This is a genomic window from Fructilactobacillus sp. X2R5C2 (assembly GCF_059901375.1).
The window spans coordinates 478,735-497,199 of sequence record NZ_JBWXUX010000001.1 but is presented as its reverse complement, the minus strand read 5'-3'; the positions used below and the strand labels follow the sequence as shown (position 1 = coordinate 497,199).

At 40.3% G+C, this 18,465-nt stretch carries 15 protein-coding genes; 1 reads left to right on the top strand and 14 read right to left on the bottom strand.

The genetic code is table 11. The features are described from left to right. Nucleotides 1-10 precede the first annotated feature (10 nt). The 11 genes from asp2 to AC6UD2_RS02410 form a co-directional block, all read right to left on the bottom strand. The gene (gene asp2 / locus AC6UD2_RS02460; RefSeq protein ID WP_500697920.1) at nt 11-1,585 is read right to left on the bottom strand and encodes an accessory Sec system protein Asp2; all 1,575 of its coding nucleotides are present in this window, start codon (nt 1,583-1,585) and stop codon (nt 11-13) included. Then, nucleotides 1,585-3,186: an accessory Sec system protein Asp1 gene (gene asp1, locus AC6UD2_RS02455; RefSeq protein ID WP_500697919.1), complete on the bottom strand. Its 1,602-nt coding sequence runs from the start codon at nt 3,184-3,186 to the stop codon at nt 1,585-1,587. Before asp1 ends, asp2 begins: the two co-directional genes overlap by 1 nt. A gap of 18 nt (nt 3,187-3,204) precedes the next feature. Beyond that, on the bottom strand, nt 3,205-4,407 hold the full coding sequence (locus AC6UD2_RS02450; protein WP_039143623.1) for a hypothetical protein: 1,203 nt from the start codon (nt 4,405-4,407) through the stop codon (nt 3,205-3,207). 21 nt (nt 4,408-4,428) lie between these two features. Further along, a complete protein-coding gene (gene secA2 / locus AC6UD2_RS02445; protein ID WP_500697918.1) occupies nt 4,429-6,762 on the bottom strand; it encodes an accessory Sec system translocase SecA2 in 2,334 nt (777 codons plus the stop codon). A gap of 566 nt (nt 6,763-7,328) precedes the next feature. Next, a complete protein-coding gene (locus AC6UD2_RS02440; protein ID WP_500697917.1) occupies nt 7,329-8,657 on the bottom strand; it encodes a D-alanyl-D-alanine carboxypeptidase family protein in 1,329 nt (442 codons plus the stop codon). 158 nt (nt 8,658-8,815) lie between these two features. Next, nucleotides 8,816-9,313 carry a hypothetical protein gene (locus AC6UD2_RS02435; RefSeq protein WP_500697916.1) on the bottom strand — a complete coding sequence of 166 codons (498 nt, stop codon included), beginning with the start codon at nt 9,311-9,313 and terminating at the stop codon, nt 8,816-8,818. A gap of 111 nt (nt 9,314-9,424) precedes the next feature. Further along, nucleotides 9,425-10,231 (bottom strand): phosphonate ABC transporter, permease protein PhnE, encoded by an 807-nt coding sequence (phnE, locus tag AC6UD2_RS02430; RefSeq protein WP_500697915.1) that lies wholly within the window; start codon nt 10,229-10,231, stop codon nt 9,425-9,427. Beyond that, nucleotides 10,228-11,022 carry a phosphonate ABC transporter, permease protein PhnE gene (gene phnE / locus AC6UD2_RS02425; RefSeq protein ID WP_500697914.1) on the bottom strand — a complete coding sequence of 265 codons (795 nt, stop codon included), beginning with the start codon at nt 11,020-11,022 and terminating at the stop codon, nt 10,228-10,230. Before phnE (AC6UD2_RS02425) ends, phnE (AC6UD2_RS02430) begins: the two co-directional genes overlap by 4 nt. Continuing rightward, complete coding sequence (phnC, locus tag AC6UD2_RS02420; protein WP_500697913.1) at nt 11,022-11,780, bottom strand: phosphonate ABC transporter ATP-binding protein; 759 nt, start codon at nt 11,778-11,780, stop codon at nt 11,022-11,024. Before phnC ends, phnE (AC6UD2_RS02425) begins: the two co-directional genes overlap by 1 nt. 15 nt (nt 11,781-11,795) lie before the next feature. After that, nucleotides 11,796-12,734 carry a phosphate/phosphite/phosphonate ABC transporter substrate-binding protein gene (locus tag AC6UD2_RS02415; RefSeq protein WP_500697912.1) on the bottom strand — a complete coding sequence of 313 codons (939 nt, stop codon included), beginning with the start codon at nt 12,732-12,734 and terminating at the stop codon, nt 11,796-11,798. Nucleotides 12,735-13,609: 875 nt separating this feature from the next. Beyond that, on the bottom strand, nt 13,610-14,179 hold the full coding sequence (locus AC6UD2_RS02410) for an LOG family protein (RefSeq protein WP_500697911.1): 570 nt from the start codon (nt 14,177-14,179) through the stop codon (nt 13,610-13,612). Between the two features lie 157 nt (nt 14,180-14,336). On the opposite strand from AC6UD2_RS02410, the gene AC6UD2_RS02405 reads away from it, so the two are divergent. Beyond that, the gene (locus AC6UD2_RS02405) at nt 14,337-14,801 is read left to right on the top strand and encodes an NUDIX hydrolase (protein ID WP_500697910.1); all 465 of its coding nucleotides are present in this window, start codon (nt 14,337-14,339) and stop codon (nt 14,799-14,801) included. 73 nt (nt 14,802-14,874) lie between these two features. Here AC6UD2_RS02405 and AC6UD2_RS02400 read toward each other — a convergent pair whose 3' ends face one another. The 3 genes from AC6UD2_RS02400 to AC6UD2_RS02390 all read right to left on the bottom strand — a co-directional run bounded on the left by AC6UD2_RS02400 (nt 14,875) and on the right by AC6UD2_RS02390 (nt 18,356). After that, the gene (locus AC6UD2_RS02400; protein ID WP_500697909.1) at nt 14,875-15,492 is read right to left on the bottom strand and encodes an NADPH-dependent FMN reductase; all 618 of its coding nucleotides are present in this window, start codon (nt 15,490-15,492) and stop codon (nt 14,875-14,877) included. Between the two features lie 87 nt (nt 15,493-15,579). Continuing rightward, nucleotides 15,580-17,214: a ribokinase gene (rbsK, locus tag AC6UD2_RS02395; RefSeq protein ID WP_500697908.1), complete on the bottom strand. Its 1,635-nt coding sequence runs from the start codon at nt 17,212-17,214 to the stop codon at nt 15,580-15,582. Between the two features lie 257 nt (nt 17,215-17,471). Further along, complete coding sequence (locus tag AC6UD2_RS02390) at nt 17,472-18,356, bottom strand: ROK family protein (RefSeq protein ID WP_039143597.1); 885 nt, start codon at nt 18,354-18,356, stop codon at nt 17,472-17,474. Between the last annotated feature and the right edge of the window lie 109 nt (nt 18,357-18,465).

Below are 18,465 nucleotides of genomic sequence, written 5' to 3'. Positions count from 1 at the left end.
TTCCAATTTCTTAACTCCTATCAAACTTTTCTTGCATCAAATTATGATATTGCCGCACAAACCAATTAACGATGCCATCCGTATCATCATTATGGCGACCAATTAATCCTTTACTGATTACTTTGACGGCTTGTTTTTGCTGCTTAAAATAGTTAAATAACTCGTTGTAAGCGCCCTTGTCATAATCGTCTTGTTTCATATAAGCGATGGCAAAAATCGTTTTAGCAAAATGACCGTTCTTAAAATGATTCCAAAAGTATTGGTTAAAACGATCTTGGGCTTTCTGATCGGTACTACCCTCATGCATTAGTAACAAGTCTAATGAAGTCAAAAAATCAGCGGGACGATGCAAACGCGAATTCTTAGCGATGGTGCCCAAATTGACTAGCGGCTTTCCGACAATCACAGCCGCCGGACTTAAATCCGTCGCATAGTAGAGGGCGGCGGTCGTTCCCATCGAAATGCCGGATAAAACTAACTCTTTATTAGAAAAGTTCAACTTTTTCAAGCAATCCTTGATGGTCGCGATTAATTGTCGTTCAAACTCCTTACTCCCAACGTAAAAGGAGCCACCTTCCATTCGTTCATCAGCAATTAATAAATACGGTGCGGAGCTAATGTTGCTCATCATCCGACCCCCTTCAAATCCCTCAGCCGTTCTATAACCACTGAAGTAGACATTCAGAGGTGGTTTCAAATCACCCGGATTAAAGTAAGTCGCAATCTGGCCCCTATAATTTTTTTGATCGGTTAGGGTTTTAGATCCAACCATGTAAGTTCCAAGATTCCGTCTTCGGTTTCTGATGTGAAGTCTTCGTAATGTAAACGATTCGATCGTGCCTTGCAGGAAGACCGAAACATATAAATTAGTAGGCTTTTGGGTCGTTTCGTAAGCAACCGGTTGGTCTAAATCAGACTCAGAAACAGTGAGCTGTTTGACGATCTGATCCGTTTCGGCATCCAAAAAATACAGTTTAAATTGCACTTTTCCCGTACCTTGGAGTTTGTACTCTGGCCAAAACTCCATTAAAGTGTGATCTTTCCCTTGCGCTAGGGTCATTTGAAAATTAACGGCCTGAACCTGATTGGGCAAAGTTAAATTATGGAAACTAATCTGACCGGAACCGGTTTGTGTCATGTTGGGCAATAATTCAGAATTTACGTCGATTCTGTCTTTGTCCAACCGATCTCCAAACTGACCCCCAAAATAAACCTGCTCAATTAGCTGAGTTACTTCATCAACATCCGCTAAGTTTGCGCTTTGCGCGTTTTTGTAGCTGAGGGCTTCACCAATTTCATCTGAAAAATTTTCCCCCTGCTGGTAAATAATATTATTGGCGGGAAGATCCTTAATCAGTTTCGGCATGATGTAAACCATGGACTGATTACCTAAGATAAACAGCGTATTGCTATATTTAGGGTCAAGGTGCTCCTGGTGTTTTTCATCCAATAGCTCTTGTTGCATCGCAAAAACGTCCTTGGGATCGGCCAGTGAAAAATACTGAAACTTGAATTTATCATTTAATGTTTGATTTAAATTCAACCGTTGCCCACCTAATTGAATGAGCTTCTTAGTCTTTGCCATTAATTTCGCCTCATTTCCTTAAAGATTGAATTGATTTCAGTGACAATCTTTTCACTGGAAAACATTTCAATTTTATTGATATCGGCAACCAGTGACTGGTTCCAATGATCCAAATGATCTAAGAAATAATTAACCGCTTTGATGAGATGCAAATCATTTTTAATGATGATGCCATTCTTGTCATAATCCACGTAGTTCGTTTTAACCACGTTAATTTGCGGAATTCCCGCGCTAATCGCACTAACCTGCAAATAAGGACTCGGGAGCCGATCCAAATCAACCAAAACGCGAGCCTCATGAATACTTTGCTGATAAAAGGATGGCTCATTATTAGAATAAATTTTGATCCGATCAAGCGTTTCACTCGCATCGACGAGTTGGTCCCAATTGGTTTGCTGCTCTTTTTCCTTCGCCCGTTTTCGTAGCTTAGGCGTTAACTGATGTCCCTTTTTTAATCTGAGGTACTTATGCACCCACTTAAAATCAGTTGAACTTAACGAAACGTCGAAATGGTTTTCTATTCCCGTGATGACTTCTTGTTTTAAGATTTCGTGAATGTCTTCGTGATTTGCTCCAAAAGCGAGGGCCTTGTCTTTACCCTTGATAACCACTTGCAGTAGCTTCTGGGTTAGTCGTCGAATGGTTCTTTCGGGCATTTGGTTAACTTTCCAAAAAATAACCTGCTGTTCCATACTGTTGCTGATCCCCAAATTCAGATGGGCCGCGTATGGAGAAACAATTTTGACGTTCAGGGGATGCGCTTTCTCATGCCAAATCCGTTTGATTTTAGCGGCGAATAATTGGTTCGGCACTAGAATCGCACTGTTCTTGGCAGCTAACTGGGTTAGAAATGGCCGTTTAATTAAGTTTGCATCGGTTAAGAAGCTACAGACCTGGCACTTTCTTTGCAGCTCATGGGTAAGCGCTAAGCTATCTTCCGTCGGATTGTTAATGATTTTAATATCAGGGTCCGCCTTGACCTGATTAAAATGATTTTGCGAAACCTCACTGATCAAATCCGTCAACTTAGAATAGTGCGCGTGCGCAAAGCGTTTTTGAAAGGGTTCGGCGATCTGAACCTGATCATTTTGAGTATGATTAATGGTTAAAACCACTTCTGAAAGTGGATTATACAATTGGGTTTGATAGGGAACACCATTATCGTACGTGCCCCTTCTTGATAAAAAGCCGCGCGAATCGAAATAATCAATGGCGGTTAACTGATCATCTTGATAATACTCAATCGTACTTAACACTTTTCCTGCAAAATAATTTGCCTTGGCGTACAATTGATCGTCCTTTAAAAATTGGACTCCTCGTGGTGAATAAACTCGTTCTAAATCACTAGAAAGGGGAAGATCCTCTATCGCTAACGGTTTGCCAATCTTAATGTGCACATCCTGAATTTCATCTAAGGCTTGCCAATACGGAGTATTAAGCAATCCAAACTCATTTAATTGGTAAGTCAGCATGGGCAAAAAACTATTGGTAACTAACGTACAATCTTCATTATTATCCTGAAAAATCGCAAGTTGACTAATAATAATGTTATAGCCCAGCTGCAACGTATAAGGACGCCAATTAGGGATAAAATAAACCATACACACTCCTACTAATAACTAAAAAATACGATAACGATATTTGTAAATCAGTGCCCGAATTTCTTGGGAAATGCCGTCTAAGATAGTAATTAAAATAAATAAGGACCCAAACAAAAACGAAAAATTCGTTACGATGGGGAAATATAAACCAACTACTAAGGGAGCTAAGGCAATCAACAAGATATAAATGGTACCAACAAACGACATAATGTTAACCTGTCCGGTCAGATACTTCTCGGTTTCTTTGCCAGGAGCCAAGTTAAAGATGTAATCGCCGCTTTCTTTTAATGATTTGGCAATTATATTGGGCTGGAAATTTACAAAGGCAAACAAATAACTTAGTACGATGATAATCAGACCGTAGGAAACAATTCCTTGCCACGTGTGATAAGAAAATAAAAGCGAAATAATTTTAGACAGCTTAGCGTTTACATTTAGGTTTGATACCACTAACAGTGGAATTGAAAACAACGATAAGGCAAACATAAACGGCATAGCGCCAGAAACCAGCACCTTAATGGGAATATATGAATCCGTTAAAAAACTATTAACCCCAATTCTTTCAACGGGAATTCGATATTCCCCCTCATTAACAAAGACCGTAATATAAACAAATAAGATGACGATGATGGCGACGATTATCCAACCGATAATCGAAAAATTCAGGGGCTTTTTTAGGCCTGAATCTAAAACGGTGGGCAGGTTTTTGACCAATCCTGGAATAATGAAGATACTGACTCCACCAACTCCAAGATCCTTATTTACGTCAGCCAGCCACACAATCAGCATGGCGCCAGCTAACAAGACTGTGAAGATGAACCAGAAAAAGGTCCCATCATCAAATCCCAGGGTCTTGGGTCGATAACGCAAGAATAACTTCGCCATCGCCAGGGCCTGCAGGGCCGCTAGCACAAAGGTAATGCCTTTTTGCCAGTATCCTGAGACCTTCTGAGACATTCGGCTAGTCGTTTTGTCGTCCACCGTCGTAATGACCTGCCATACAATTAAGGCCGTCATGTAAGGTCCTAGTCCTAGGGCGAATAGGCTGGGCACTGTGATTTGACTACCAAAGTTACTAGAAATTAAATTGATGTAGGCATTTTGATCTAACGCGCCAGCATAATTTTTTAATTGAAACCCTGGAATTAAGATAAATCCACCTAATTCAAACAAAGCCAATAAAAAGATTGTAAATGATCCCCGCTTTAAAAATTGCCTCACAACAAAATCTCCCTTTTTAACCTATACAAAAATCAAATCAATGGTGCCGTCGTCCTTTTGTACGATTTCTGATAATAAGATGTTTCTAAGTATTAATAGATAAATTTTTTCGCGCATATTATGAAAAGCCCGACGCGCCTCGTGTTGATATTCATAAATTGGATTATGCTGACCCCAGTTTCGGCTGCTAACGGCTAATTTCAGCTGTTCCAGCGCATCAACTTGGTCGATCCACATCGTATCAATTGATTTTAATAAGACGAGTCGCTTGTACTCTAACAACTGATCCTTATTTTCAAATTGTTTATAGACACGCTGCTTTTTCGTTTCAATCATGTTTAACAACTGGGCTCTTAAGTATTTCCGGTCACGCCACCGATCTTTTAGGGTACTTTGATTAGGTAAAAACGAATAATCAATATTGTTATAAATGAAATTCGTAATATCAAAATAGTTTTTCCACTTCGGTAGGTAATTATCGATACAGGAATGAATCGCAGTATCAACGTAATGATCTAAATCATCAGACCGCATAACTTGATTACGGGTGTCGTAAAGGCAATTTCGCTGCGCTTTCACGACCTCATCAAATTTTAAGATGTTTTGCCGCTCTGAAATTTCACTATTTTTTTGGATCCCCTGTGCTTGATTAATAATGTTTTTAATCCGCGGCTTTTTTAGTGCACTCGTAACGTGCTTTTTGACCAACTTTTCCCGGTACCTTTTGACCCACTTGGGAGCGTTCTCGGTAACAATCTTATCTTCCAGCGAAACATAAAACTTCGTGTCGCCGGGCTCACCCTGGCGGCCAGCACGACCACGTAGCTGATTATCAATTCGTAAAGAAGACATTCGTTCCGTTCCAACCACAAACAAACCGCCATTTTTAATGGCCTGATCGGAAAGCTTAATATCAGTGCCCCGGCCAGCCATTGAAGTGGCAACCGTAATGGAATTCGTCTTCCCAGCTTCAGCAATGATTCGACTTTCCTTGGGAGCACTATTAGCGTTCAAAATGTTATGGGGAATGCCTAGCGATAACAAAATATGCGAGTACAGTTTCGACATCGATACCGATCCGGTTTCAATCAGAACTGGTCGATGCAGTTCCCGCATTCGCTGAACCTCTTGCAAAGAAGCCTTAATCTTATCTTCGTTGGTGGCATAGATCTGGTCTGCATGATCCTTTCGAATGATCTTTTCATTGGTGGGAATAACAAACGTATTTAAATGGTAGGTTTCACGAAATTCGTCCGCATCCGTTTTGGCCGTTCCGGTCATGCCAGAAAGGCGGGTAAACAAGCGAAATAGGTTCTGATAGGTAATACTTGCTAACGCTCGACTATCATCACTGATCTTGACGTGTTCCTTAGCTTCCAAAGCCTGATGGAGTCCCGATTGTAACTTGGTCCCATACAATTTACGTCCGTTCATTTTATCTAGTAGAACAATTTCATTGTTTTCCACCACATAACTTCGATTTCGGACAAACAGACACTTGGCTTTCAGCGCTAAATTCAAGTGTTGATATAACTCATGAGCCTTAGGCGCTAGTAAGTCGGGTACCCCCGAATACTCCTCTAAATTCTTGATCCCGGTTTCGGTAAACCAGACCTTTTTCCCATCTTCTGACTTTTTAAAATCAATCTTTTCGTCTAACTGTTGAATCATATTTTCACATAGCTGATACAAGTTGGATTGCACGTTTGGCGCCCCGGAGACAATCAGCGGCGTCTGGGCCTGATCCAATAAAATGGAATCAATTTCATCAATCAAGGCGAAATTCAAATGCTTAATATATTGGTTTTCCGGCTTCGTTGCTAAGTTGTCAAATAAATAATCGAATCCCAAGTTACTGTGGGTGGTGTAGACAATGTCCGAACTATAGATCTTCTTTAGGTCACGACTTTCATCATCACCGTCGTCTTCGGGAACACCACTAGCAATCGTTAAGCCCAACCAGCGGTAGACTTTACCGATATCTTCCGCATCCCGTTTGGCCAAATAAGAATTAGCCGTAATTAAAAAGGCACCTTTCCCCACGAGTCCGTGTAAATACATAGGCATCGTGGCAGTCAGTGTTTTCCCTTCACCGGTTTTCATTTCGGCAATGTTGCCATAGTTCAAAACTACGGCACCTAGAATCTGCGTATAATATGGTGATAATCCTAAAACGCGGCGATCAGCTTCACACACGGTGGCGTAGGCCTCCACGATCAAACTATCTAGTTTGGCTCCATTCTTTAACTGGTCTCTCAATCGCTTGGTTTGTTGCTTTAACCGTGCATCGGAAAAATGTTTTAAGTCTTTAATGCGTTTTTGCACTTTTAAAGCAATTTTTTTATATTTATACATTACTTAAAACATCCTCCTACTGTTTAAAAGTGATTTGAGCCAATCCTTCTCAATTACTTAATTATTTCACAAGCACAAAACATTTAGCCAAGCTTATTTTTTTTAATAATCATTCTTCTTACCATTGAGCAATTAATTACTTAACGGAAAAGTCCCCGTTGAGTAGCCTCTCACACCACTGTTACATATTCAAGGGCATTACAATTTTTTATGTTACACATATTTAATTATGTAACTTTTTAAAAGGATTGTGATTAATTTTGGATTAAAATTATTGTGACTTTGATAACAATTTAAGAATAATTATTGTCTTAGAAGTCGACCATTATAGGCATTTATCGAATTACTGTCCTTCCCCCTCAATAAGAAAAAAAGAAATCACAAATGATTTGTGATTTCAAGTTTACCTCATTTTGTCTCTCCATGGTTAACATGACAGCCAAAATAACCATAAGAATTTTTGATAAGAAAAAAGACCTACACCGATTGAAGATCGGTATAGGTCTTTGAAGGAATCAATTGTCTAATTTTGAGATAGTCCTGCATTTCAGTTCATTTCACGTGGCTTAATGCCGGCGAAGGTTGAACTTTCTAATTTGAAAAATTAAATAAATCAGCAACAACAAGATCACAAGTAACTCAAGCGCCCCCATGATCATCTTCATCACGTTGACTGGGTTAGCCACTTTATAAACAACTGGGACACTCGTTTCACTTCCAGGAAGTAAATCGAGTTCATCTGAACCAGCTTTAATATTTACCGTTCCAACTTTTTCACCCTTAGTGATGGGTGCGAGCGGCGTCTTGAAAATCTTGGAATTAGTATTTGAAACAAAATCAGTTTTTACCTTTTCGCCTTGCGGTAACCAGTACGTTTTCGGTGAAGCTGGGCCAATTTTCGTTGTCTTATGAACCCCGTTAACGACGTTCACCGCCTTAGTGGGCAAAACGTTGGCTCCAATCGTCGTCGGAAACAGATTCTGACTAATCTGATTTAGCATCAGCTGGGTCTGGGTAAACCGTTGATTTTTTGGAGCGCCCAGTACCACGGTAATAATCCGATCGTGATTGCTGGTCCCGGTTCCCACGAAGTTTTCACCAGCCGTGTCACTGGTACCAGTCTTGAGACCGTCAATTTTGAACGGATGAGTTTGTCCCAACAACAAATTCGTATTTTTATAAACTTTACCATCCCACTTCAAAGACGTCATCGAGGTGGTTTTCAAAATTTCTGGATGGTGCGTGATTAACTTCTGCGATAATTGGGCTAGACCCCCCGCTGACATGGTGTTTTCCGCGCTATCTTTCAGGTTGGGATCCTTTAAAGTCCCCAGATCACTGTTAGCCAGACCACAAGCGTTATATAGTCGAGCGTTTTTGATGCCTAACTTATTAACTTCCTGGCTCATCATCTTGCCAAAGTCGTGGTTAGGTCCCGCCAGATATTCTCCTAGCGCCATGGCAGCGGCGTTAGCGGAACAAATTAGACTGGCATCGTAGAGTTGCTTGACCGTGTAGGACTTCCCGGCTTGGAGAGGAACGTTGGTAAAATCACTTCCTTGACTTAAATTAGCCACTTTTGGACTGATTTTAACCTTACTGTCCCATGAAATTTTTTTGGCCTGAATTTGATTTAAAACGATATATGTAGTGATAAGTTTGCTGACGGAGGCGATGGGAAGCTGTTGCTTGGCATTCTTATCGTAAATAATTTGACCGCTGGTAGCGTCAACGGCAATGGCACTCTTGGCACTTATGTTAATTTCATTTTGTGAAATGGGTGGCTGCCGACTACTGGCAGCGACCGTGTCGGGATTAAAGATGAGTGGGATGACTAAAAAGATAAGCGAAAATAGGACGCTTAACGTTAGAACCTGATGTTTTTTAGCATTCAAAATCAGATGACCTCTTTTTTATTAAATAATATTTTTTATAAATAATCTTAACATACTCATTGTACTAAACTAATCAAGTAATAAAAATAATAAGCTAACAATCTCGTCAAAGATAGTTAGCTTAGACTTCCATTAATAAAATTTAGAAACCAGTAGCATTAGTTCCACCACAACATCACATAAACAATGGTGGCGAAGGCAAAGAAAAGCCCGTTAATTACGTAGGTTTTCTTAGTTGGATAACACACAAAATCAACCAGGTTCAAGATCAATAAAATGGGCATCCCAATTACCGAAAATCCGGTTACCATCGTATCAATGAATTGTGGGATCTTCATCCCAATCATGATTAGTCCAAGAATCAGTGCCGCAATCACGTATACGATATTGACAATCAACATTCCCCGTGACGCGTACCTACTATTCTTAGTCTCAATTGACTTCGTCTTTTTGAAGAGCACGTTATATAACAGAGCGTAAACGACCGCGAACACAACGATCCCGTAGATCAAAATGATGAAAAACATAGCTGGACTGAGTGTGGGGCTGGCCTTGATGTTTAAGACCGCAAATAATTCAGGAAAACTACCGAAGACCATCACCGCTGATATCAGTGGTGACAGGACAAACTTACCTAATGATTTAAGTAAACGCATATGGACACTCTTCTCTCGATTAAATTCATTCCTTAGGTAAATTATACTATAAACGTAAAAAATACCAACTAACCCATTTTAGATTAGTTGGTATTTTGTTTTAATTATCATTTAAACTAATTTCTTCCGAATGTAACCAGAACAGCCGTCAATCACCATTACCATAACGACGATTCCGAACAGGATGATTCCAACTCGCGGCCAGTTTCGAGTGTTCAAAGCCATGATCATCGGTGCACCAATTCCGCCAGCTCCTACCAAACCAAGGATGGAGGCGGAACGAACGGAGATTTCAAAACTATACAAGGTGTATGAAATCAAAGCTGGTAAGATTGTGGGCCATGTCGATAATGCGAAAACCTGGGGTTTACTGCCCCCGGCGGCCACAATTGAGTATTCCGAACTATGATTCATTTCTTCAATTGACTCTGAGAATAATTTTCCTAACATTCCAATTGAATGAATTCCAAGGGCCATAACACCGGCAAAACTACCGGGTCCCACGGCTTTAATGAACATAATTGCCAGTACAATCTCGGGGAAAGCTCGGATTGCGGTCAGAAGAAAGGTTCCCACTTTGGAAGTCACATTATACTTGCTGTTCTTACTTCTGGAGGCAAAGAAGGCAAAGGGAACACTGATGATTGCGGCAATGATGGTTCCTAAAAACGCAATTGCTAGGGTCATAATCAGTTGGGAAACGAGGTCTTCTCCACTGCCGTTATAGATATAAGCCCAGTCGGGATGAATTAGTCCCATGAAGATGGATTTCGAAACCGTCCCAGCCGATTCCTGAATATGACTAAATTTCATATCAGAAAAACACCAGCCATAGATCACAATAATGATAATGCCCCAGAAGATCCAACTGTAGCGATCTCGACGCTTTTGTTTTTCGTTAATTTTGGGAATGGTCACTGTAGTTTCCTCCTTAGGTAATTGCTAAGGATGTCGATTACTAGGACAGTTGCAAACGTTGCTAGAATTACAACCGCCGTTTCTGAATAATTAAATTCGTCAATGGTCTGCTGCAGGTACAATCCTAATCCACCTGCGCCAACGTATCCTAAGACGGTTGAAGAACGAACGTTCACTTCGAGGGTGTACAAGAAGAAACTGCAGAACTGTCCCGCAATTTGGGGAATAATCGCCAACCGAATAATTTGGATAATGCTGGCACCAGAAGCCTTCATTGCTTCTGCTGGACCCATATCGACCGTCTCCAACACTTCGTAGAAAAGCTTGGAAATCATTCCAAACGAGAAAATCGCCAGGGTGATCGTTCCAGTTGTGGGACCAATGCCAAAGATGGCTACCAGGATGGCAGCAAGCAGTAGGGATGGCAACGTTCGAACAATATCCAAGACAAAGCGTGATGTGCCATGAACAACCTTACTGTGATCCAGATTACGAGCCGCCAGAAAGGCCGCTGGAATTGCAAAAATCGTCCCAATCGTAGTTCCTAAGATAGCCATCTGAACCGTCTGGACCAGTGGATCCCAGATGAAACTAAAGTAGGACCAGTCTGGATTGCTCATCTGACCGATTAAAACCCCAAACTGAGCAATGTTAGAGACAAATAAACTTGGATCGACCCCACAAATCTTCAGCGAGTAAAGAAACAGGACAATTAGGATGGCAATCACGATAATGCCCTTAATATGATATTTTTTAACAAATGATCGCTTGGGCACTTCGCTAGTATGCATTAGCTATTGCCTCCCTCATAGATCTCCTTTAGATCATCGGGCGTCGACTGAGCAGCCGCTTTATCAAACACTAATTTTCCGTCCCGAATTCCGATAATTCGATCGGCAAACTCAAGTGCCAGGTCAATGGAATGTAAGTTAACGAGCACCGTGTCGTGATCCTTGACGTTTAGATTTCTTAAATCTTTCATGACGCCCTCACTCGTTTTGGGATCGAGCGAGGCCACGGGCTCGTCAGCCAAAACCAGGTCAGGTTCTTGCATCATTGTCCGGGCAATGGCGACCCGCTGCATCTGTCCCCCAGACAATGAGTCGGCCCGATCGTACAGCTTTTTTAACATATTTACGTGGTCCAGTGATCGGACCGCTTTTTCTTTGTCTTCCTTACTGTAAAGTCCCAAAATGGTCTTCCAGGTTGGATAATAGCCGACCCTTCCACTTAAGACGTTTTTTTGAACTGTAAGACGATTAACTAAATTAAAGCTTTGAAAAATCATGCAAATTTTGCGTCGAAAGTGTCGGAGTTCCTTACCCTTTAACTTAGAAATGTCAGTACCATTGATGAAAATTTCACCATTAGTGATATCCTGCATTCGATTGATGGAACGAAAAAGCGTACTTTTCCCCGCTCCGGATAGTCCGACCACGGCAATGAATTCACCACGTTTCACGTTAAAACTAATATCGTCTAATCCTTTGATACCGTTCGGATAAAGCTTGGTCACATGATTCACTTGTAAAATGTCGGAATCGCTCAATTTACTCCTCCTTAATTATTCTTTCGTCTTGCTAATCTTGTTGGCTTGATCCATGTACGAATGGAGTTGCTTGAACTGAGCTTTCTGATATGGAACGTATCCCTCTTCTTGATAAATCTTGAAGATGATATCGTGTCCCTCTTTCGTCTTAGCCATGTTTTCGTATGCTTTGGCAATCTTGTTTTTCCATGACTTCGACATGTCACTTCGAGTGGCTACGACATCATTAGGAATAGCCTTAGTCGTATAGATAACCTTTGTGTCCTTCATAACGTTCGGATCGTCCTTTTGAACCAGGGTCTGAGCACCTTGGAAAGTAAAGGCGGCATCGTTGTTCTTGTTTAAAACGGAAAGGACAGCTTGATCGTAACCATTAATAACATCAGTCTTAATGCCATCCTTGTTGATGTTAATTCCGTGTTTCATGAGTTCCACAACGGGGTAGACGTAACCAGCCGTTGAATTAGGCGTTCCAATCGCGATTTTTTTACCTTTCAAATCATTAATATTGTTAATCCCACTGTCTTTGCGAACAACGACCGTCGAATAAAAATGATCTGACGTTTTATTAGTAAGCTGTAAAGTCTTCGGATCGCGAGCCTGTCTGGTAGCTTGAACCAGTGGGGCCACCTGATAATTCTTTTGTGCCAATACAAAGTCACCAGGGTTCATCTCCGAAACATCTAAAGTCTTGGATCCCATGGCTTGAACGAGTGAGTTCCCATCCGTTGAAACCTTGACTGTGACAGGGATATGTAACTGTTTCTCTAATTGTTTAGCAAGTGGTTTGGCTTCCGCGTTCGCTTGCCCTGCGTTAACTGATGGCGTAAATCCGACCGTTAACTTCTTAGGTTTGTAATTGCTAGACTGCTTGCCACAGCCCACTAATCCGATTGATAAAAAGGTGAGTGCTGCTCCCGCGGTGATCCATTTCAAAGCTTTCTTAAGTTTCATTACGAAGTCCCTCCCAAAATTGTTGTACCAGACAAATTAATAATACCATTATACATACAATTTTCAACATATATCTTTATATTGTTCGTATTTTATCCATTATTTGGATTTTTATAAGTATTTTGTTCAATTTATTAATTAATTAACGAATATTAGTAATTATAATAATTAAATGGGTCACACCATTAAATACGTGCTGTCCAAGTCAAAATTTCTTTTAATAAAACTAATTTGTTTCATGTGAAACTATTTTATTAGTTAATTTAACTCCAAATAATAAAATAATTGACAAGCTAGTGAATTAGAAATAAAATTAAAGAGTAATAAAAAAGGAAGAGATGCTGTAGACATCTCTTCCCGCGCAGATTTATGTGTTATTGGACAAAAAACTAATCTTTATGATTAGCTTTTTTTATTATCTCATATAACGGAATGATTTTTTATGTTAAATAATAATTGACATTCTTCATCAACGGAAATAGAATAATAATATACTAAATAAAAAAGAAGAGATGCTGTTACCATCTCTTCTGCATAGGTTTAGTGCGTTACTGTGGATAAAAAACTAATCTTTGCGGTTAGCTTTTTTTATTATCGCGTATGCTTTGGCAAAATTAATTGCTGCACGCGAGACAATAAGAACCACTACTGCTAATGGTACAATTCCAATAACCAACTTTCTTCTGTATTCAAACGACTCACCTCTTCGTTAATTATTAAGGTGGAGATGAGGTTCAACACAGTAAACCTACTAAAGCTCCAATTGGTGATCAAATCAATTGTCGCTCTGTATATAATCATACCTAATTATTTCAGATAATGGAACACAAAAAGCATCCCCACTTCCAAAAAAGTGAGGATGCTTTTTACGTATTTTATTTCGTATAAGTTCGAATTTTTGGTGCTGTGTATGTGGTCATAAATTTATAGATTTCTGGCAGTGAGTCCGAAAAGAGTAACTTCTTGCGATCTTCTACCGTCAAAAATTCTTTTTCGGTCATTTCGTCGAACATCTTCTTCAAGGTATCATAGTATCCTTGCACGTTGTAGATTACGCATGGATCGTCATTATCACCAATTCGCGCCCATGAAAATGCTTCAGAAATTTCTTCCAAAGTTCCTGGACCACCAGGAAGTGCGATGCATCCGTCGGACTGAGCAAGCATCTTTTGTTTCCGAATATCCATGTTAGGAACAACTTCTAGACTAGTAAGTCCGTCCATGCTGGCACCGCGATCAACAAGTTCTTTGGGCATAATTCCATGAACGACGCCACCGAGTTCTAAGACGGTACTGGCAAGCAGACCCATGAGTCCAACTCCGCCTCCACCATAAACTAATGCCAAATCGTGATTGACCAACCATTTAGCTAATTTCTTGGTAGCGTTTTGATATGCGGGATCGTTGCCGGGAGCAGCCCCGCAATATACTGCAACTGATTTCATTTTTATTTTCCTCATTTCAATTTATTTTTACATTAAGTAGTGTACCACGTCACTTTAAGTCAGTAGTAACAAGTGTTTTGGCAAATTGTTTCACGTGAAACTCATTTTAATTAACTATGATAAGATAAAAATCAAAAATACAATCGGGGTTAGAATAATGCCAAAAAATTATATTAAAAGCATAAGGAAAAAAGTTGGTCATGATCCTCTTATAATGGTATTTTCTGCTGGCATTTTGCCAAACAAAGAAAACAAAATTCTCTTGCAACAAAGGTCTGATTTCAATGAATGGGGTTTACCAGGTGGCGCACTCGAATTCGGAGAAGATGCCACTTCTACCTGTAAACGTGAGTTTCTAGAAGAAACTAATTTAAAGGTAAAACCAATTTTTTTATTGGGAGTTTCGACTAATCAAATTCAAAATTATCCAAATGGTGATAAAGCCCAGTGTGTACTGATCTTATTTATAGTTAAGAAGTTATCTGCTAATTTAAGTGCTCAAAATTCTGAAACTATCAATTTAAAATACTTTAGTAAGGATAATTTACCTAAAATATTTAACCAACAACATAAAACTGCCATTGAAAAATATTTTTTTAACAATTTCCCATATTATGAATAATCTTCCTATTTAAAAATTCAAATCCAAGTATTAGATGTCTCAACAAATTGTTTCACGTGAAACTATCCTAACTCTACTTATCATAAATATGAGCATCATATTTAAAGGGATGCTCCTTAAATAACTTACTGAAAAAAGCACTTTCGGTGAAAGCCCGATTCAACTTCTTTATATCGCCATGCTTTCCCGATGCATCCTTCACAAAGTTTCCATCAACACTAAAATTCTTGTCGACATTTCGAACTGATGTCGGTTTTGGGAGGGTAAAAAAGCCCAATTGTCCAAGCGTCGGCAAAAGTGCGGGGTATGAGAATTGACCACCACGCGAATTATTAGAATAGGTGATAATCTTTGCTGGTTTACCCTTTGCTTCAAACGCTAAGAAATCAAGCGCATTCTTTAAAACAGCGGGAAAGGAATGGTTATATTCAGGAACCAAAAAGATATATCCATCCGCCTGCCGCATGTCATCAACCCATCTTTGTTCATTGGGCTTTAAGACTCGATTGGGGTTGTCCATCGGCGCCATGCTTTCGTAGAAAAACGGCAAATTATAATCCGATAAACTTATAAAATTAAACTTAACATCATTTACTTTTTTGAACTCATCCTGTCTCTTAAGAAGATACTGAAAGAGCCGTCTACCAAGGCTTTCATTCCTAGTGCTTCCTAAAATCACATTAATTATCATCGGCCTTACCTCTATTCTCTTCTAATAATTATACCCTAGTAAAAATAAAAACCGAACCAGCCATCTCTAGCCGATCCGGAAATTTATTTATTTCTTAGTTTCTTCTTTTGGACGATCAATCACTCTCACCTTATCGCCACCGATGATTAACTGATCACAGATGTTCAGGAACAATCCATGTTCAACAACCCCGGTATAATTCTTTAGGTTATGAGCTAATTTAGCTAAATCAGCGTCATCTGGGATCGTAATATCGATGAGGTAATTTCCTGAATCCGTCTGAAGGATGTCACCGTCGTCTCTAAAGCGGAACTCGGGCCTGTACCCAGCTTCGTTTAAGTAACGGAAGACACCCATTCCACCGAATGGAATTACTTCAACTGGTAACTTCTGACCCGCCAAGGTCTTGTGATACTTAGTAGAATCAACAATCCAGACGTTCTTGTCCGACATGGTGGCAACTAATTTTTCAAAGAGAAGGGCAGCTCCACCACCCTTGATCCCATTGAGCTTATCGTCAACAGCGTCAGCGCCGTCAACCGTTAAATCAACGCGATCAATTGTATTAACATCAAGCATTGGCATGCCGAGACTTTCGGCTAATTTCTCGGTTCCAACGGAAGTTGCGACACACTGAATGTCGAGACCTTCCTTTTTGATTCGTTCATTAATTGCCTTAACGAAGTAAGCAGCCGTACTACCCGATCCAAGTCCCAGCACGATGTGATTAGGAACCTGTGCAGCCGCATATTCAGCAGCTTGCTTCTTCTCTTTCTCGATGGCTTCCTTGGTCTTGGAAGTCTTGCTGATAACGTCTAAAACATCCTTTTCGTAAGGAATGGAATTCTGCGCACCGGCCACCTGAACTGTCAAAGAAGAGGCGTGGTTCGCGTACAACATCGCGTCACGAATGTTAGCACTGTTTAGATCCAAGCGGGATGCCAAGGCACCAATGAAGGTGTCTCCGGCAGCCGTTGTGTCAATCGCTTTTACCTTAAATGCTGGGATAAACGCATGGCTGGCTGGAGTGGCGTAGAACGAACCCTTGTCACCAACGGTAATGATTACCATTCGAATTCCTAATTTGAAGAAGTATTCCGCATTCTTCATCATGGAATCATCATCAATGACTTTAATCCCAGTGAGAGCTTCGGCCTCCGTCTCATTTGGAGTAATAATGTCAGTTAACTGTAGGAGTTCTTCTGGCAACTTCTTGGCTGGTGCCGGGTTCAAAATGGTTTGAACCTCATTTTTCTTGGCAATCTTAAATGCTTCAATAATGGTTGGTACTGGAATCTCCAACTGCGCAATTGCTCGGTCAGCATTCTTAATGGCGTCTTCGTGTTGATCAACGTCTGTGGGGGTCATGGCCATATTTGCTCCGCCATAGACGTAGATCGAGTTCTGTCCAGTACTGTCAACGGTAATGTAAGCTTGTCCGGTTTGACGAGCTTGAGTAGTAATTACGGAATCAATGTTCATTCCGTCTTTTTTAAATCCTTCAATCATGAATTTGGCGTCTTCGTCATCACCTAACTTCGTGATGAACGTTGTGTCAGCACCAGATCTTGCTGCAGCAATTGCCTGATTGGCACCCTTTCCGCCACCGTGAGATTCTTGGTGGTTTTCGACCGCCAGGGTTTCACCTGGTAACGCATATTTATCAACGTTTAAAACTTTATCAACGTTGGTGGATCCGATCACAACAACTTTTTTACTCATTTTACTGCCTCCCTATTTGCAAACGCTTTCATAATATATGATATCATTGTGGGAAATAGTTGTATATAGATTTGGCTAAAATGATGTTTTATCACAGACAGTTAATTAATTCTTCAATGGTAAGTTTATCGACAAAAACACTTCACTCATTTAACCACTTCAACCCTTCATATTTTTAAGGTACCATACACGGTACCCAAAATGTTAATTTACACAAAAAAAGAGACACCCTCAGGCATCCCTTTAAACCATTTAATTTATTTCTTCGATTCGTCTAAAGCCTTTTTAGCTAACACGAAGTCCCCAAATGTTGCGGAACCATTGTGAGGTACAACCGGACGACTAATGTACTCGTCAAGCGGACCAACATCAAGGTAGTTATCGAACAAGAGGTTGAATTGGTCACGAACCTTTTCAACGAATTGTGGAGTACATACTCCCCCTCCAAGCACGATTTGATCAGGACGGAAGTTAACCGTCAAACTGATGACACCTTGAGCCACGTAGTAAGCGATGATGTTCCAAACTGGATCATCTGGTGGAGTGTCTTGACCTTTAATGTTATTTCGAGCTTCAAAAGTTGGACCCGAAGCAACCCCTTCAAGACAGTCACCGTGATAAGGACAAATTCCATCAAAGTCCATGTCATCTCTGTGTCTCTTAACCCGAATGTGTCCGAATTCAGGTGTTCCACGAACTCCTAAGAATTCATCATTAATGACAGTTCCAGCACCAATTCCGGTTCCATCAGTGATGTAACTAACCGCTTCAATCTTGTTGTTAGACTGACGACGCTTGATGTATTCACCATAAGCTGAACCGTTAACGTCAGTAGTCCAGTAAACTGGTACACCAAACTCGCGTTTCATGGTTCCAACAAAGTTAACGTTGCTCCAACCCTTTTTAGGAGTCTTGATGATCCAACCGTATTTGTCAGAATCTTTTCGAACATCGATTGGGCCAAATGAAGCAATTCCAAATGCGTCAATGTGGTCAAACTTCTTAAAGTATTCCACTACCTTAGCCAAAGTTTCTTCTGGCGTAGTAGTTGGAATATGAACACTATCAACAATGTTGAAATCGTCGTCACCAACGGCACAAACAAACTTTGTTCCACCTGCTTCAATGCTTCCATATCGCATAAACATGATCCCCTTTGTAACATTTTGTGTTTCATTTATTGATATAAGTATAAAGCGCTTACATATCGAATGCAACACTTTTTATTCATTAGTTAAAAAATTAAGTAAT

Coding starts and splice junctions, on each gene's coding strand:
- AC6UD2_RS02410 (WP_500697911.1), bottom strand. CDS start 14,179: ATGAAATCAGTTGCAGTATATTGCGGGGCTGCTCCCGGCAACGATCCC.
- secA2 (WP_500697918.1), bottom strand. CDS start 6,762: ATGTATAAATATAAAAAAATTGCTTTAAAAGTGCAAAAACGCATTAAA.
- phnE (WP_500697914.1), bottom strand. CDS start 11,022: ATGCATACTAGCGAAGTGCCCAAGCGATCATTTGTTAAAAAATATCAT.
- AC6UD2_RS02400 (WP_500697909.1), bottom strand. CDS start 15,492: ATGATAATTAATGTGATTTTAGGAAGCACTAGGAATGAAAGCCTTGGT.
- AC6UD2_RS02415 (WP_500697912.1), bottom strand. CDS start 12,734: ATGAAACTTAAGAAAGCTTTGAAATGGATCACCGCGGGAGCAGCACTC.
- asp2 (WP_500697920.1), bottom strand. CDS start 1,585: ATGGCAAAGACTAAGAAGCTCATTCAATTAGGTGGGCAACGGTTGAAT.
- AC6UD2_RS02435 (WP_500697916.1), bottom strand. CDS start 9,313: ATGCGTTTACTTAAATCATTAGGTAAGTTTGTCCTGTCACCACTGATA.
- rbsK (WP_500697908.1), bottom strand. CDS start 17,214: ATGAGTAAAAAAGTTGTTGTGATCGGATCCACCAACGTTGATAAAGTT.
- asp1 (WP_500697919.1), bottom strand. CDS start 3,186: ATGGTTTATTTTATCCCTAATTGGCGTCCTTATACGTTGCAGCTGGGC.
- AC6UD2_RS02390 (WP_039143597.1), bottom strand. CDS start 18,356: ATGCGATATGGAAGCATTGAAGCAGGTGGAACAAAGTTTGTTTGTGCC.
- AC6UD2_RS02405 (WP_500697910.1), top strand. CDS start 14,337: ATGCCAAAAAATTATATTAAAAGCATAAGGAAAAAAGTTGGTCATGAT.